Below are 15,450 nucleotides of genomic sequence, written 5' to 3'. Positions count from 1 at the left end.
CATGCCCAAGATGAAGACCCACAAGGGTTCTGCCAAGCGTTTCCGCCGCACCGGCACCGGCAAGATCATGCACGCCCACGCCTTCAAGAGCCACATCCTGACCAAGAAGTCGCCCAAGCGCATCCGCCGCTTCCGCAAGGAGGTCCCGCTGGCCGCCGGCGACGCCAAGGTCGTCTCCCAGCGCATGGGCAAGTAGCTCGCGCCCTTCCGTTCCCTTCGTTTTCGCCGGGCCCCGGGCCCCATTTAGGAGTTGATTTACATGGCACGAGTCAAGCGCGCTGTGAACGCCAAGAAGCGTCGTCGCACCCTCCAGGAGCGCACCAAGGGTTATTACGGCACCTCCTCGCGCACCCTGCGCGGCATGAAGGAGCAGAGCCGCCACTCCATGCAGTACCAGTACCGCGACCGTCGCAACAAGAAGCGCGACATCCGCAAGCTCTGGATCCAGCGCATCAACGCCGCCGCCCGCATGAACGGCCTCAACTACTCCAACTTCATGCACGGCCTGAAGCTCGCCGGCGTGGAGCTCGATCGCAAGGTCCTCTCCCAGATCGCCTACGAGGACGAGGCCACCTTCGCCGAGCTGGCCGAGGTCGCCAAGAAGGCCCTCGCCGAGTAGGGCGCGACGGGACCTGCACCATCGGATGACATGAGGGGCGCCGCCGGTATCGTCGGATACGGGCGGCGCCCCTCCGCCGTTAGTCCCACCACCCGGACACTTTTGTCCCAATGGTCGGGCACTTCTGTCCCACCACTCGGACACTTTTGTCCCAAGGGCGACGGCCCTGCTGCCTCACCCCATGTGCTGGCGGTGGGCCTCCTCCTCGAACTCCGGGTCGTCCGGGCCGATGAGCTCGTCTCGCCCCTGGGTATCGTAGTGGTGGAGCAGGACGGGCGTGAAGAGCTTGAGCCTCATGGCAAAGAGCGCCGACATCGCCACGAGGAATGCGAGGACGAGGATGCGGGGGAGGGGCTCCACCTGCGTCATGACGACGGCCCCCAGGCAGAGGGCGGCCGTCCACAGGTAGATGAGCACCACGGCCTGGCGCTGGTCGAAGCCCTCCTCGATGAGGCGGTGGTGGATGTGGCCCTTGTCGGCATGGCCCACCGAGACGTGGGCGCGGCGCCGGCGCACGATCGCCGAGAAGGTGTCGATGATGGGGATGCCGGCGAGCACGAGGGGGAGAAGCAGCGTGGTGAGGCCGGCGACGCGCGCCACGGAGAGCAGCGATATGACGCCCAGGAGGAACCCGAGCAGCAGCGACCCGGAATCCCCCATGAAGATGGAGGCCGGGTTGAAGTTGTACCGGAGGAACCCGAGCGTGGCGCCGCAGAGCGCGATGGAGAGGGCCGCGGCGTCCATGCGGTGGGCGAGGACGGCCAGCACGAACATCGTGAAGCTCGAGATGCACGTGATGCCGGCGGCGAGGCCGTCGAGGCCGTCGATGAGATTGATGATGTTGGCGAAGGCCACGAGGTAGATTACGGTGATGGGGTAGGCCAGCCAGCCGAGGGCGATCTCGCCACCGGCGAAGGGGTTCACGATGTCGCCGATGACCAGGCCGCTCGCGGCGGCGATGGAGGCCGCAGCCACCTGGCCCAGGAGCTTGGGGAGGGGCTTCAGCTGCCGCACGTCGTCCACGGCGCCCACGACGAAGATGGCGAGGACCGACGCCGCGATGCCCTGGTAGGTCACCGTGAGCTTTGGGCTGGGAACGAGGACCACGGGCCACTGGAGCCGGGTGGTGCCCAGGTACTGCACGATGCAGGCGAGGATGAGCCCGCAGAGGATGGCGATGCCGCCCATGCGGGGGACGGGCCTCACGTTCACGCGGCGCTTGGAGGGCATGTCCACGGCGCCAAGGGCCACGGCGACCCTCCGGGCGACCGGCTCGGTGGCGAGCGTACCCGCCAGCGCCGCGAGGAACACGCTGGCGAACGGTATCCAGTTCACGGGACCTCCCTCCGGTGTCCGCCCGGGCCGTCCGTCGCGGCCGTCAGGTCTTCCAGTCTACTTCATGGCCCGCCCTGGCCAAAAAGGCCATGGCCTCTGCATGGAGGGGATGCGCCGTCGCCCGGCGTTCCCGGCCGCTTCCCGACGTTTTGTGCACTTTCGCGCCCTCCGGCGGGGGAGCGACGAGGGGCGGGGTATTATGAGTTCGTCGACTTTCGCGGTACAAACTGGGTGAACCGACGCGTTTGTTTCAGGGAGTCCGCATCTCGTCCTCAGTACAGGTATCCTCCGTTGTTGAGGAAGCTGGAACCGGCGACGAGGACACCCACCTGTGAGAGGTGGGTTCATTATCGTCCCGCGGGGTCGACTCGCAGATTCGGGGCGGGGCCCATCGGGGCCCCGCCCTTTCCCGTGCCGGGCGCCGCTTGACGCGCGGGGCCGCAGGTGCGACAATCGCTTCTGCGCAAATGCGCTTGGGGACGTAGCTCAGCTGGGAGAGCGCTGCCGTCGCATGGCAGAGGCCGAGGGTTCGATTCCCTTCGTCTCCACCAGACGAATCCAAGAGGGGCGCCCCCGGGGGCGCCCCTCTTCTCGTAAGCGTCCGAGGGGAGCGTGCCGTGGGCCTGCTCGACGAGTCCGCCTACACCGAGTGCCGCCTCTGCCCCCGGGGGTGCGCCGTCGACCGCACGGCGCCCGGCCCCCGCGGCGTGTGCGGCCAGGGCGACGGGGTCCGCGTGGCCCGGGCCGCCCTCCACTACTGGGAGGAGCCACCCATCTCGGGGGAGGCGGGCTCGGGCGCCATCTTCTTCTCGGGCTGCCCCCTCGGGTGCGTCTTCTGTCAGAACCACCGGATCAGCTCGGAGGGCTTCGGCCGCGCCGTCTCGGCGCGCCGCCTGGCCATGGTGATGATGGAGTTGCAGGGCCAGGGCGCCCTCAACGTCAACCTCGTCACGGCGCTGCACTTCGCCCCGCAGGTGGCCCGGGCCGTGGCGCTGGCCCGTGACGCCGGGCTCGCCATCCCCGTGCTCTGCAACACCTCGGGCTATGAGCGGCCCGAGCTCGTGGCGGCCCTCGACGGCGTCGTGGACGTTTGGCTCGCCGACTTCAAGTACGCCTCGCCGGACCTCGCGGCCCGCTACTCCCGCGCCCGGGACTACCCCCGGGTGGCGGCCGCCGCGCTCTCCCAGATGGTGGCGCAGGTGGAGGCCCGGGGCGGTCGCAGGCTCGCGCCCGACGGCACCATGCTGCAGGGCGTCGTCGTGCGGCACCTCGTGATGCCCGGCGCCTCGGACGACTCCATGGCGGTGCTCGACCGCGTGTGGGAGATCGGCGGCAACCGCGTGGACCTCTCGGTCATGAACCAGTACACGCCCAGCGCCGAGTGCCGCGCCCGCGGCGACGAGCTCTCCCGCACCGTGACGGACGCCGAGTACGAGTGCGTGCTCGACCACGCGGACGCGCTCGGCTTCGAGCGCATGTGGTGGCAGCAGGGCGGCACGGTCTCAGAGAGCTTCGTGCCCGAGTTCGATGACACCGGGGTGGCCGGCCCCGAGCTCTGAGCGCCATCTGGCATGCCAACCTGCCGTCTCCCGGCCCCGGCGCCCTGTGGCCCCCGTTTCCGTGAAGGCGCGCCCCTGCGCGGGGTACACCGCGGTTGTGAGTCTGCAAGCGGGGTATAGACCGGCGCGAAAGGTTGTGACCGACGCGCCCGAGAAGGAGGCAAGCATGTTCGATTTCTTCAATCGCGACCACGAGACCCGCGAGTCCAAGGACCTCGACCGCCCGCAGGAGATGACCGAGGCCGAGCAGGCTTCGCTCGACGACCGGACGAAGGCCGAGAAGGAGGAGAAGGAAGTCCTCGAGCAGGCCCGTCGCGACATGATCGACAACGAGGAGGAGGGCTACCTCCGTCAAACCGTCTACGACTCGGTCTACGAGACCGCCCGTGACGAGGAGATCGGCCGGTAGGACCTTCGGCACACAGGGAGGGCGCCGGGAGGACCGGCGCCCGTTTTCGTGAGGAGAGACCATGGCATACATCTATGACGAGCCGCTCAACGACCGCAGCGGCATCGGCGGCAAGGAGAAGATGGAGCGAGAGCACGCCGTGGGCGAGATGGACGAGCAGCTCGAGGAGGGGCGCCCCGAGGTCGCCGGGAGGGCCGAGGCCGAGCGCCTGGCCGACGAGGCCGAGGCCCGCGAGACAAAGCGCGCCATCGCTGAGAAGATGGAGGACGAGGCCGAGCAGCGCTAGGCCCGTCCTGTCCCTTCTCCGTCGGGAGGCCCCATGTCAGACACGCCCAACGCCCTGAGCGACCAGGAGCGCGCGGAGCTCGAGCGGCTCCGCGCCGAGAAACGGCGCCGCGAGGCCGACACCGCAGCCGCACGGGAGCGCGCGGAGCTCGAGCGGCTCCGGGCGGAGCGAGACGCCGAGGCCTGCGACGCGGCGGCGCACGAGCGCGAGGAGCAGGCCCGCCGGCGCATGGAGCCCGGCGACGATCTCTCCATGCCCACGGCCCAGAAGGTCGTCTTCGCCATCTGCGTGGTGCTCATGGTCTGCGGAGTGCTCTACATCGCCTTCGCACCCAGATAAAGCCCGGTCTTTCCGGACCTGTGCGCGCCCTTCCCCGCAAAACGGGGGAGGGCGCGCTACCATTGCCCCGAACCGCGCCACCGCCCGCGTACAGCAAAGGGAGACCTCCCATGTCGCTCACCGACCGCACCGTCCCCACCGACGTCGCACTCAACACCGACCTCTACGAGCTCACCATGGCCCAGGGGTTCTGGGAGTCCGGGCTGGCCGACACCCGCGCGGTCTTCTCGATGTTCTTCCGCGAGAACCCCTTCGGCGGCGGCTACGCCGTGGCCTGCGGCGCGGGCCAGGTGGCCGACCTCGTGGAGAACTTCCGCTTCGAGCCCGACACCGTCGAGTACCTGCGGGGCCTCGAGGCCCCGAGCGGCGGCCCCATGTTCAAGGACGGCTTCCTCGACTACCTGGCTGACTTCAGGTGCGACCTCGACATCCACGGCGTGCGCGAGGGCGACCTCGTCTTCCCCCGCGAGCCGCTGCTGCGGGTGGAGGGGCCCATCATCGCCTGCCAGCTCGTGGAGACGGCCCTGCTCAACCTCGTGAACTTCCAGACCCTCGTGGCCACCAAGGCGGCCCGCGTGGTCCAGGCGGCCGAGGGCCACACCGTGAGCGACTTCGGCCTGCGCCGCGCCCAGGGGCCCGACGGCGGCCTGGCCGTGGCCCGTGCGAGCTACATCGGCGGCGCGAGCTCCACCTCCAACGTGCTCGCCGGCAAGATCTACGGCATCCCGGTGTTCGGCACCCATGCCCACAGCTGGGTCATGGCGTTCCCGAGCGAGCTCGAGGCCTTCCGCGCCTTCGCCCGCTCGGCGCCCAACAACTGCGTGCTCCTCGTCGACACCTACGACGTGGCCCAGGGCGTCGAGAACGCCATCACGGTGGCCCACGAGATGGAGGGGCGCGGGGAGCGCCTGGCGGCCGTGCGCATAGACTCCGGCGACCTCGCCAAGCTCTCCAAGCTCGCCCGGGCGCGCTTTGACGAGGAGGGCCTCGGCTATGTGCGCATCAGCGCCTCCAACGACCTCGACGAGTACACCATCCAGTCGCTGTTCGCCCAAGGGGCCCCCATCGACTCCTTCGGCGTGGGCACCAAGCTCGCCACGGCCGATCCCCAGCCGTCCCTCGGCGGCGTCTACAAGCTCTCGGCCTACCGCAAGGGTGACGAGGGCACCTGGCGCCCCACCATGAAGCTCTCCGAGATGGCCTATAAGCGCACCGTGCCGGGCGTCCAGCACATCCTGCGCTACCGCGACGCGTCGGGCGTGCCCGTGGGGGACGTCATCGTGGACGACGACTGGGTGGACGAGACCCGCGCCGGCCGCGCCGTGGACGTGCTCGACGTCGACACCCTCTACGACTTCGGCCGCTACGAGGCCGAGGAGGTGCTCGTCTGCCTCGTGCGCGACGGCGCCGACACCGGGGAGGGCGGCACCATCGACGAGGCCCGCGAGCGCTGCCGCGCGTCCCTGCGCTACCTGGACCCGGCCACGCGCCGCTTCCTCAACCCGCAGATCTACCCCGTGGCGCTGGAACCAGGCCTCTCGGCCCTGAGGAGCCGCCTCGCCCGGGAGGAGCGCGAGCTCGCTGGCAACCCCGTGGCCTGAGGTTTTGCGCCCGCTGCAGGGGCGGTGCTCCGTGATACACTACTTGCATTCTTGCCCCGTGTCCTTCCCGGGGTGTTTCATCCGCTGTGAGAAAGGACCTCTCCCATGCCTGAGACCATCGAGGAGCTTGTGCGCCAGGCCGTGGCAGCCGCCCAGGCCGCCGGCGACCTTCCCGCCTTCGAGGTGACCGATGCCGGCGTCGAGCGACCGGCCGACACCTCCCACGGCGAGTGGACCTCCACGGTGGCCCTGCGATCGGCGCGGCTCGCCCGCATGGCCCCCGCCAAGATCGCCGAGGCTGTGGCCTCCCACATGCCCGCCTCGCCCGAGGTCGAGAAGGTCGAGGTGGCCGGCCCCGGCTTCATCAACTTCTACCTGGCCACGGCCGCGCACAACGAGATCTTCGCCGAGGCCCGCGCCGAGGGCGCGAACTTCGGCCGCTCCGACGCCGGCCACGGCGAGAAGGTCCAGGTGGAGTTCATCTCCGCCAACCCCACCGGCCCCCTGCACGTGGGCCACGGCCGCTGGGCCGCCATCGGTGACTCCCTCTGCAACGTCCTCGACTTCGCCGGCTACGACGTCCAGCGCGAGTACTACATCAACGACCACGGCTCCCAGATGGACGTCTTCGGCAACTCCATCTCCGAGCGCTACCTCCAGATCGGCGAGGTCATGGAGAAGGAGGGCCTCGACCTCGACGGCGCCGTGCAGTTCCTCGTCGACGACCGCGAGGCCTACATCGCCGACGAGGACGACTCCGCCCCCGAGACGCACCCCTACATGGACTCCTTCAACGAGAAGCTCGGCGGCAACTCCTACGGCGGCGACTACATCATCACCCTCGCCCGCGAGTTCTGGGACGCCGACGGCGACAGGTGGATGGGCGCCACCGAGGAGGAGCGCGCCCCCGAGTTCCGCGAGCGCGGCTACAAGCTCCAGCTCGGCCGCATCAAGGACACCTGCTCGAGCGTGCGCTGCGAGTTCGACAACTGGAAGAGCGAGCGCTCCCTCTACGTCAAGGATCCCGAGACCGGCGTGAGCCCCATCGACGCCACCTTCGCCATGCTCGAGGAGCAGGGCCTGCTCTACCGCACCGACGACGGCGCCCTCTGGGTCAAGACCACGGACTTCGGCGACGACAAGGACCGCGTGGTCGTGAAGTCCAACGGCGAGTACACCTACTTCGCCTCCGACGTGGCCTACACCTGGGAGAAGCTCACCAACTACGATTACGAGATCAACATCCTCGGCGCCGACCACCACGGCTACATCCGCCGCGTGCAGGCCGTGGGTGCGGCCATGGGCTTCCCGGGCAAGTACGAGGTGCTGCTCGGCCAGTTCGTGAACCTGCTCCGTAATGGCGAGCCCGTCCGCATGTCCAAGCGCCGCGGCACCATGGTCTCCTTCGACGAGCTCATCGACGAGGCCGGCGTGGACGCCACCCGCTACACCCTCATCAGCCGCTCGTCCAACCAGACCATCGACTTCGACATCGAGAACGTCCGCAAGCAGGACAGCTCCAACCCGGTGTACTACGTGCAGTATGCCCACGCGCGCATCTGCTCCATCCTGCGCCGTGCCGCCGGCGTCGACTACGCCGAGGCGGAGAGGATGGGCATGGAGGCCGTGGCCGCCAAGGCCGTGGGCCCCGACCCCGACCTCTCGCTGCTCACCGACCCCACCGAGGCCGAGCTCGCCCGCACGATGTCCAAGTTCGCCGAGCTCGTCGCCGGCTGCGCCCGCGACCGCGCCCCCTTCCGCATCACCCACTACGTCCAAGAGCTGGCGAGCGAGTTCCACCGCTTCTACAACGAGTGCCAGATCCTGCCGTCCGACGCGCGTCCCATCGACCCCGCGCTGTCCCACGCCCGCCTGGCCGTGTGCGACGCCGTGCGCATCAACCTCGAGGTGGCGCTGCGCCTCATCGGCGTCTCCGCCCCCGACAGGATGTATCGAGAGGCGACGAACGATAACGCTTAGGTATCTTTGAGTTGTTGAAGCGGCGTAGGCTGTAGCCTGCGCCGCTTTTTTTGTCCCGGCCTGCTCCTAAAACGATCATACAAAGAAGGTAAAAAGGAACTGTCCGGCGTAGGCTGGCACATTCGCCGTATTTCCCCAGCACCCGGTGGCACTTACGCCCTGGCAGAAGTGGGTGTTCCCTACTTTTAGTATGAACTTCAGCTGCGTGCTAATCTGGAAGTTGAAAATCGCCGAGAGTTGGAGTAGAAAAGGATACGAATTTGGTATACACGTGAATGCGATAGAAAAAGAGTCCTTTTTGAGTACGTCAGCGCTCGGAATTGATATTCTGGGCATGACGGGAGCCAAAGGGGACCCCGTTTCTGTCGCAACGGCCCACAGACCGATCGGGGAGGCAGCGTCATGGAGCTCAAGGAATTCATGTCCGTCAGATGCGCGTGCAACATCGTTCGCCAGGAGACGCCGGCGCCCGAACGCCTCACCTTCGAGGAGCTCGCCATCCTCTGCCACCTCTTCGAGAACGGCGACGAGCTGAAGACCTCCGAGATCGCTGACTACCAGGGCGTGCTGCGCCCCACCATGACGCACCGCACCAACCACCTGGCCCGTCTCGGCCTCATCACGCGCCACGAGGGCATCCACGACCGACGCAACGTCTGCTGCGCCATCTCCGACAAGGGCGTCGAGGTCAAGGACCGCCTCTGCCGCGAGGTCTGCAGCCACATCCAGAACGGCGCCCCGCTGCACCGCTCCAGCCCCGAGCGCATCTGCAAGTTCATCGACGCCATGGGCACCGTGTTCTGCATGTCCGGCGACCTCGTGCTCCTCGCCCTCCAGATGAGCGGCGACGACTCCCTCTCCGTCTCCCAGATCGTGCGCACCCTTGGCCTGCTGCAGCCCACCGTGTCCATGTCGGTCTCCAGCCTGGTGGACCGCGGCATGGTGGAGCGCAACCGCGCCACGCCCGACGCCACCCGCACGCTCCAGGTGAGCCTCCTTCCCGAGGGCAAGGCCCGTGCCTTGGAGCTGGCCGACCGCGTGAACCAGATCGTGGTGCGCCGCAACCGCCGCTCCCACGGCACCGCGGAGGCCGAGTAGCCCGTCGGCGCACATTCGCCCCGCATGCAGGCGCCCGCCCATCCGGCGGGCGTTTTTTCTTGCCGCTGGGGGAGGGCGTCAAACCGCAGGGCTCTGCTGTGGTATAGTGCCTGCGATGCCGCGGCCTTTGAGCCGCTGCTCCCCGCGGGCGCATGTCCCGCCACCTTCCAGAGCACCTCAGCGTCCCACCCCGCATGCCGTCGCGCGCCGGACGCCGTGATGCCCTCCCAACCCTGTGTGCAAGAAGAAAGGCTCCCCATGGCCCAAGACGAGAACCCCGCCGTCGTACCTGCGGACCCGTCCCCCTCGGAGGAACCGGCCAAGCCCAAGCGCCGCCGCCGCGTGAAGCCGCCCGAGCCCCAGGACGCCGCGGCGGACGCTCCCGCGGAGGAGACGCCCAAGCGCAGGCCGGGCCGTCCCCGCAAGAAGCCCGTCGAGACCGAGACGGCGCCCACCAAGGATGCCGCGCCCACCGAGGCCCCCGAGGCCTCCCCGGCCGAGGGGAAGGCCGGCGAGCCCGAGGGCGAGGCCAAGCCCAAGCGCCGTCCCGGCAGGCCCCGCAAAAAGGCCGCGGAGGCCGCGGACGACGCCGCCCAGGACCGCCAGGGCGATGCCAAGGCCGGCAAGGGGGCCGACGACGCCCGCGACGACCGGGGCCAGGAGAAGGCCGAGAGGGCGCCCCGCGACGCCCGGGACAGGGGCGACCGTCCCGAGAGGAACGACCGCGACCGCGGCCAGGGCCGCGGCAACAACGGCCACCAGCAGAACGGCAAAGGCTACAACGGCAACGGCCGCAACGGCGGCCACCAGCAGAACGGCCGCAACAACCGCAACAACCGCCACAAGAAGCAGGTGCAGACGGCACCCAGCCTCACCCGCGAGGAGCTCGAGGCCCTCAAAGTGGCCGAGCTCCGCACCAAGGCGGCCGAGTACGACGTTGACCCCAAGGGCCTCCGCAAGGCCGAGCTCGTGGACGCCATCTACGATGCCGCCGCCCGAGCCGAGGGCTTCCGCACCGTCATGGGCGTCCTCGAGATCACCAACGAGAACTACGGCTTCGTGCGCACGGACCACTACATGCAGGGCGAGGACGACGCCTTCGTGCAGCAGGCCATGATCCGCAACCTGGGGCTGCGCCGCGGCGACCTCGTCGAGGGCACCGTGCGTCCCGCCGGCCCCGGCAACAAGTTCCCGCCCGTGGCGCGCGTCACCGCCGTCAACGGCAAGGACCCCGAGCTCGCCCGCCGTCGCCCGCGCTTCCGCGACCTCACGCCCGTCTACCCCAACGAGCGCCTGTACATGGAGACCGGCCGCGAGTCCATTACCGGGCGCGCCATCGACCTCGTGGCGCCCGTGGGCAAGGGCCAGCGCGGCCTCATCGTGAGCCCGCCCAAGGCCGGCAAGACCACGGTGCTCAAGCACATCTGCCAGTCCATCGCCATGAACAACCCCGAGGTACACCTCATCTGCCTGCTCGTGGACGAGCGCCCCGAGGAGGTCACCGACATGGAGCGTTCCATCCGCGGCGACGTGGTGGCCTCCACGTTCGACATGCCCGCCGACAACCACACCCACGTGGCCGAGCTCGTCATCGAGCGCGCCAAGCGTCTCGTGGAGGAGGGGGAGGACGTCGTGGTGGTGCTCGACTCCATCACGCGCCTGGCCCGCGCCTACAACCTCGCGGCGCCCGCGAGCGGGCGCATCCTCTCGGGCGGTGTGGACTCCGCGGCCCTCTATCCGCCCAAGCGCTTCCTCGGCGCCGCCCGCAACATCGAGAACGGCGGCTCGCTCACCATCCTGGCCTCGGCTCTGGTGGACACCGGCTCCAAGATGGACGAGGTGATCTTCGAGGAGTTCAAGGGCACCGGCAACATGGAGCTCAAGCTCGACCGCGAGCTGGCCGACAAGCGCATCTTCCCAGCCATCGACCCTGTGCAGTCGGGCACCCGCAACGAGGAGCTGCTCATCGCCAAGCAGATGCAGCCGTTCGTCTGGGGCCTGCGCCGCGTGCTCGCCAACATGAACAACGTGGAGCGTGCCGAGGCCTCCCTCGTGAAGGGCCTCAAGCAGACCGAGACCAACCAGGAGTTTCTCATCCGCTCGGCCAAGAAGGCCGCGCAGCTGGAGTACTCCGACTAGCGTCCAAGGGCATCAAGGGGTCGTCCCTCGGCAAGACGGGGGCGGCGCGCCGGGGGTATCCCGCGGCGCGCCGCCCCCTCTCGTCGTGGGGGGGGTGATTATCGGCCGTTCTTCTTCCGGTGCCTGGCATAGGTCCTTCCCACGGCGCCCTGCAGCGCCATGACCAGGCCCGTGGGCAGCGCCTTGCAGAGGCCGTTGGCCACGCACATGTCCGGGGCGGTGATGATGCAGGCCTTGCCCCTGAGCGACTCCCTGAGGGCCTTGGCGCACACGGCGTCCGGGTCCTCGAAGCCGATCCACTCCATGGATGCGAGGGCCTTCTCGCTGCCCGGGCGGTCGAGGAACGCGGTGTCCATGAACTTGGGGCAGACGGCGCTCACGTGGATGCCGGCGTCGCCGAGCTCACGGTCGAGGGCGCGGGAGAAGTCGAGCACGAACCGCTTGGTGGCCCCGTAGACCGAGAGGCCGGGCTGGGGAACGAGGGCGGCCGCACTCGCGATGTTGACGATGCGGGAGCCCGCGTGCATGTAGAGCAGGCAGCTGTAGCAGAGCTCCACCACGGCGAGGCAGTTGAGCCGCACCATGTTGCCGTTGGCGGTGGCCCCGATGGAGGTGAAGGGGCCGAACTTGCCGAACCCGGCGCAGTTGAGGAGCCACTGGACGTTGAGGTCGCGCTCGGCGGCCAAGGCCCCGTCCACGGCCTTGAAGCTCGCGGGGTCGCAGAGGTCGAGGGCGAGGACCTTGGTGGGGGCGGCGAGGTCGGAGGCGACCTCGTCAAGCTTTTCCGCGCTGCGGGCGATGAGCCAGATCTCGTCGAGCGGCCCGCCGGCCCCCTGGTCGAGGAGCTTGGCAAAGCGCAGGCCGAGGCCGGATGAGGCGCCGGTGACGATGGCGATGTTTCGCACGGTGGGTCCTTTCGACGGGGTCTCCCAAGTGCTTTCGACAGTTTTGCACGGTGCGGCGTACATGTGGGTGGTTACCCCTCGGCGGACCGGCGAGTGGTTCCGTTGTGGGAAGAATCATGGATTTGGCATAGGGTACAGGAGGGAAAATGGACTATAGTCGGAGTTGGTTCGACGCACTTCGCGACGGTAAACGCAGCAGAAACCCACCAAACCGTTGCACTGCAAGCGTCTCGTACGCCCAGCGCATCCCGGGGACACCGCTCCCCATCTGCTCATACCGCCGCCGTAGGCGTCCTCGCGGCGAAGGGATGCATCGATGGTCAAAGATCACGGGAGCCGGGCGGTTTTCGCAGGCTTGGCAACTTCCACGACCCTCTGGTCGGTCCCTTCCCTCGCCCAAGCGTCGCCCCTCGACGGGGCGTCCCCCATGCTCGCCTGCACCGGCGCGGCCGTCCTCGGCTTCGCCGCCGGCGCCGCGGTTGCGGCCGTCCTGGCCCGCCGGGCCGTGGCGGGGGAGCGCTCGGAGCTCCTCGCCCGCATCTCGGCCCTCGAGGAGGCCGTCCAGGAGACGCGCCTCACGGGCACCGTCACCGGCCGCCATGTGGCCACGGGCGAGCCCCGCTACCGGCTGCGCCGCACCGACGCCGCGACGGCCGTCGAGGAGGCGCCCCTCGCCGCCCCCGCACCCGTAGCGCAGGCCTCCGAGCCCGCGCCCGCTGCCGAGGCCTCCGCGCCCGTGGAGGCGTCCGAGGCGGGGACCGACGCCGCGCCGCGCCCCAAGGGCCGCCACTTCAAGGGGAGCATCGCCGCTGCCCGTGCCGCCGCCCCGGCATCCGAGCCCGTGCAGGCCGCGCCCGCCGCGAAGCCTGCCACTCCGAGCCCTGTCGCCCCGGACCCCGCGGCCCCGCTCGCCGACCGCCTGCCGGCCTTCGGCGTCCCCGACGAGGAGCGCCCGTTCTCCGCACCCACCCTGGGCGACGCCGGGCTCCACACCGCCGCGCCGGTGGAGGACTACGAGAGCGTGGCCGCCCAGTACGCCCAGCGGAAGTCTTTCAAGAACCGCATGATGGCCCTCTCCAAGGGCGTGGGCCGGGTCCTTGCCGAGCGCCTTGGCGGCGACATCATGGACGACCTGCCCATGATCCAGCGCGCCGACGGCACCGTGGCCGACGTGGGCACCTCCTGGTGGGAGGCCGCCGCCGCCATGAACGACCTCGAGATCTCCCGCGACCTCTCCAACGAGCTCGCCTCCATCCGCGAGACCGTGGACGACGTGGCCGCCGCCGTGGACGCCTCCGTCTCCTTCGAGGTGCCCTTCTCGGCCTCCGACGTCCCCGGCTGCCCCGCCCAGACCCTGGACCGGGAGGAGCCCGCCGCCACCGCGACCGCCGAGGGGTCTGCGGCCCCCGTCGCCACGACGCCCGTCCCCGCCTCCGCGGCCCTCGAGGCCGACTCCACCGACTGCATGGACCTCCAGGGCCGCTCCGACGGCTGGGAGCAGGCCCTCGACGCCCTCGACCAGCGCTTCGACGACAACCTCGTCTCCGGCAAGGCCGAGTCCACCCCGGCCGGCGTCCGCTGCGAGGTGGAGCCCGTGGCCGAGTTCTCGCGCTTCCAGGACTTCGTGGGCGGCGACGACACCCTCGACGAGCCCGACGGCCTGGAGCCCGACACGCAGTTCCTCACGTTCCGCGCGCCGGCCGGCCACCCCGAGGTCACCGACACCGCGAGCTACGTGAACTACCTCGTAGCCCACGAGATGGGCGAGAACCGCTCCCGCACCGCACGCCGCGCCGTCAAGCACGCCCTCAAGGTCATCCCCGGGGGCACGTCGGCCGACCTCAAGGTGGTGTAGGTGACGGCCTCTCCCAAGGACGGCAAGACGGCGCGCCGGACCTGGGTCTGGCGCGCCGTCCTCGTGTGCTGGTGCCTTTTCATGTGGAGCCGCTCGCTCAAGGCGGGCGACGCTTCGCTCGGCGACAGCGCCTTCGTGGTGGGCCTCGTGCGCCCGCTCTTCGAGACCGTGGGCGTCACCGACGCCGACCTCATGCAGTTCGTCGTGCGCAAGCTCGCCCACTTCACCGAGTACCTCGTCATGGGCCTCGTCTGCCGCCAGGCGTTCCCTGCGGACCCGGGGCGTCGCGGCAACAGGGCGGCCTACGCGGCCCGGGCCCTCACGGTGGTGCTCGTGCCGAGCGCCGACGAGTGCATCCAGCTCTTCGTCCCCGGGCGCTCCGGCATGGTGCGCGACGTCCTCATCGACATGGCGGGTGCCGCCTGCGGCCTCGCCCTCAGCGGATGGACGTCCCGTCTGTGCAGCAGGAGAGCGCGAAGGTCCTGAGCCCGGGGTCGACCCTTTGGGCCGCGGCCCCCACGGCGGCGGCGCGGGCGTCGCCCAGACACGCGGCCATCATGGTGGAGCCCGAGCCGCTGATCCAGAACGCCGAGGCGCCGGCCCCCAGGCAGGCGGCGCGGCAGCGGTCGTAGTGGGCGATGAGGGGGCGGCGGTAGGGCTCGTGGAGCCGGTCGTCGCAGGCCTTGGCGAGGAGCTCGCCGTCGCCGGTCTCGAGGGCGTGGCACGTGGCGGCCACACGGCCCATCTGCCACACGGCCGTGGCGAGCGGGACGGAGGGGGGCATGACGCGGCGGGCGTCCTCGGTGCGCACCTCGTAGGGAGGGCACACGGCCACGAACCGCCAGGCGTCGCTCACGGGGGCCTCCATGCACACCACCTCGCCGTCCCCCGTCGTGAAGGAGCTCGTGAGACCGCCGAGCACGGCGGGGGCCACGTTGTCGGGGTGGCCCTCCCGCTCGCTCGCCAGTTCCACGAGGCGCCGGCGGTCCACCTCCACGCCGGCGAAGGCGTGGGCCGCGGCGATGCCGGCCACGATGCACGTGGAGCTGGAGCCCAGGCCGCCGGAGAGCGGGATGCCCGTCTCGCAGGAGAGGGCAACGGGCGATGGCTTGACGCCGAGGGCCCGCGAGGCTTCGAGGTAGGTCGTGTAGGCCAGGTTGCCCGGGTTGGCGAACCGCGGCTCGCAGCCGGAGAAGGAGCTCTCCTCCGCCCGCTCGAACGTGAAGCGGTTGCCCAACGTGAGGGCCAGCCCCAGGCAGTCGAAGCCCACGCCCAGGTTGGCCGACGTGGCCGGAACCCAGACGGAGACCCGGTCGCGCGACACC

Annotated in this window: 15 protein-coding genes and 1 tRNA gene; 13 read left to right on the top strand and 3 right to left on the bottom strand. The window is 69.8% G+C overall.

The window, feature by feature from the left end:
• The first annotated feature begins 1 nt into the window (after window position 1).
• Together rpmI and rplT are read left to right on the top strand one after the other, a co-directional pair.
• Window positions 2–196 (top strand): 50S ribosomal protein L35, encoded by a 195-nt coding sequence (rpmI, locus tag OR600_RS06540; protein WP_265590861.1) that lies wholly within the window; start codon window positions 2–4, stop codon window positions 194–196.
• 63 nt (window positions 197–259) lie between these two features.
• Window positions 260–619: a 50S ribosomal protein L20 gene (gene rplT, locus OR600_RS06535; protein WP_135977106.1), complete on the top strand. Its 360-nt coding sequence runs from the start codon at window positions 260–262 to the stop codon at window positions 617–619.
• A 174-nt stretch (window positions 620–793) separates the two neighbouring features.
• On the opposite strand, the gene OR600_RS06530 is transcribed toward rplT, so the two are convergent.
• A complete protein-coding gene (locus tag OR600_RS06530) occupies window positions 794–1,954 on the bottom strand; it encodes a glycosyltransferase family 4 protein (RefSeq protein ID WP_373871644.1) in 1,161 nt (386 codons plus the stop codon).
• A gap of 475 nt (window positions 1,955–2,429) precedes the next feature.
• On the opposite strand from OR600_RS06530, the gene OR600_RS06525 reads away from it, so the two are divergent.
• The 9 genes from OR600_RS06525 (at window position 2,430) to rho (ending at window position 11,365) form a co-directional block, all read left to right on the top strand.
• A tRNA-Ala gene (locus OR600_RS06525) sits at window positions 2,430–2,505 on the top strand.
• A gap of 66 nt (window positions 2,506–2,571) precedes the next feature.
• Window positions 2,572–3,513, top strand: coding sequence for a radical SAM protein (locus OR600_RS06520; RefSeq protein ID WP_265590860.1), 942 nt, complete (start codon window positions 2,572–2,574; stop codon window positions 3,511–3,513).
• Window positions 3,514–3,679: 166 nt separating this feature from the next.
• Window positions 3,680–3,922, top strand: a complete 243-nt coding sequence (locus tag OR600_RS06515) for a hypothetical protein (protein ID WP_135977107.1) — start codon at window positions 3,680–3,682, stop codon at window positions 3,920–3,922.
• 61 nt (window positions 3,923–3,983) lie between these two features.
• Entirely contained in the window at window positions 3,984–4,208 is a 225-nt protein-coding gene (locus OR600_RS06510; RefSeq protein ID WP_135977108.1) for a hypothetical protein, read from the top strand.
• Between the two features lie 33 nt (window positions 4,209–4,241).
• Window positions 4,242–4,547, top strand: a complete 306-nt coding sequence (locus OR600_RS06505) for a hypothetical protein (RefSeq protein WP_135977109.1) — start codon at window positions 4,242–4,244, stop codon at window positions 4,545–4,547.
• 110 nt (window positions 4,548–4,657) lie between these two features.
• Complete coding sequence (locus tag OR600_RS06500) at window positions 4,658–6,148, top strand: nicotinate phosphoribosyltransferase (protein WP_135977110.1); 1,491 nt, start codon at window positions 4,658–4,660, stop codon at window positions 6,146–6,148.
• 105 nt (window positions 6,149–6,253) lie between these two features.
• Complete coding sequence (gene argS / locus OR600_RS06495) at window positions 6,254–8,128, top strand: arginine--tRNA ligase (RefSeq protein ID WP_265590859.1); 1,875 nt, start codon at window positions 6,254–6,256, stop codon at window positions 8,126–8,128.
• 420 nt (window positions 8,129–8,548) lie between these two features.
• Window positions 8,549–9,226, top strand: a complete 678-nt coding sequence (locus OR600_RS06490) for a MarR family transcriptional regulator (protein ID WP_251173150.1) — start codon at window positions 8,549–8,551, stop codon at window positions 9,224–9,226.
• Window positions 9,227–9,484: 258 nt separating this feature from the next.
• On the top strand, window positions 9,485–11,365 hold the full coding sequence (gene rho / locus OR600_RS06485) for a transcription termination factor Rho (RefSeq protein ID WP_265590858.1): 1,881 nt from the start codon (window positions 9,485–9,487) through the stop codon (window positions 11,363–11,365).
• 98 nt (window positions 11,366–11,463) lie between these two features.
• Here rho and OR600_RS06480 read toward each other — a convergent pair whose 3' ends face one another.
• Window positions 11,464–12,270, bottom strand: a complete 807-nt coding sequence (locus OR600_RS06480; RefSeq protein WP_168353956.1) for an SDR family NAD(P)-dependent oxidoreductase — start codon at window positions 12,268–12,270, stop codon at window positions 11,464–11,466.
• A gap of 427 nt (window positions 12,271–12,697) precedes the next feature.
• On the opposite strand from OR600_RS06480, the gene OR600_RS06475 reads away from it, so the two are divergent.
• The gene (locus tag OR600_RS06475; RefSeq protein WP_265590857.1) at window positions 12,698–14,125 is read left to right on the top strand and encodes a hypothetical protein; all 1,428 of its coding nucleotides are present in this window, start codon (window positions 12,698–12,700) and stop codon (window positions 14,123–14,125) included.
• The gene (locus tag OR600_RS06470) at window positions 14,126–14,611 is read left to right on the top strand and encodes a VanZ family protein (RefSeq protein WP_265590856.1); all 486 of its coding nucleotides are present in this window, start codon (window positions 14,126–14,128) and stop codon (window positions 14,609–14,611) included. It abuts the gene before it with no gap.
• Here OR600_RS06470 and thrB read toward each other — a convergent pair.
• Window positions 14,562–15,449 carry a homoserine kinase gene (thrB, locus tag OR600_RS06465; RefSeq protein ID WP_265590855.1) on the bottom strand — a complete coding sequence of 296 codons (888 nt, stop codon included), beginning with the start codon at window positions 15,447–15,449 and terminating at the stop codon, window positions 14,562–14,564. The genes OR600_RS06470 and thrB overlap by 50 nt on opposite strands.
• Window position 15,450: the final 1 nt, after the last annotated feature.

The organism is Granulimonas faecalis, from assembly GCF_022834715.1.
In the GTDB taxonomy this organism is placed as follows: domain Bacteria; phylum Actinomycetota; class Coriobacteriia; order Coriobacteriales; family Atopobiaceae; genus Granulimonas; species Granulimonas faecalis.
The sequence above is the reverse complement of the archived record's forward strand: the minus strand, read 5'-3'. Positions and strand labels throughout refer to the sequence as shown.

Bases quoted from the DNA above. Each gene is read 5' to 3' on its own strand.
- OR600_RS06490 (WP_251173150.1), top strand. From the start codon at position 8,549: ATGTCCGTCAGATGCGCGTGCAACATCGTTCGCCAGGAGACGCCGGCG.
- OR600_RS06505 (WP_135977109.1), top strand. From the start codon at position 4,242: ATGTCAGACACGCCCAACGCCCTGAGCGACCAGGAGCGCGCGGAGCTC.
- argS (WP_265590859.1), top strand. From the start codon at position 6,254: ATGCCTGAGACCATCGAGGAGCTTGTGCGCCAGGCCGTGGCAGCCGCC.
- OR600_RS06510 (WP_135977108.1), top strand. From the start codon at position 3,984: ATGGCATACATCTATGACGAGCCGCTCAACGACCGCAGCGGCATCGGC.
- rho (WP_265590858.1), top strand. From the start codon at position 9,485: ATGGCCCAAGACGAGAACCCCGCCGTCGTACCTGCGGACCCGTCCCCC.
- rplT (WP_135977106.1), top strand. From the start codon at position 260: ATGGCACGAGTCAAGCGCGCTGTGAACGCCAAGAAGCGTCGTCGCACC.
- OR600_RS06500 (WP_135977110.1), top strand. From the start codon at position 4,658: ATGTCGCTCACCGACCGCACCGTCCCCACCGACGTCGCACTCAACACC.
- OR600_RS06515 (WP_135977107.1), top strand. From the start codon at position 3,680: ATGTTCGATTTCTTCAATCGCGACCACGAGACCCGCGAGTCCAAGGAC.
- OR600_RS06475 (WP_265590857.1), top strand. From the start codon at position 12,698: ATGCTCGCCTGCACCGGCGCGGCCGTCCTCGGCTTCGCCGCCGGCGCC.
- rpmI (WP_265590861.1), top strand. From the start codon at position 2: ATGCCCAAGATGAAGACCCACAAGGGTTCTGCCAAGCGTTTCCGCCGC.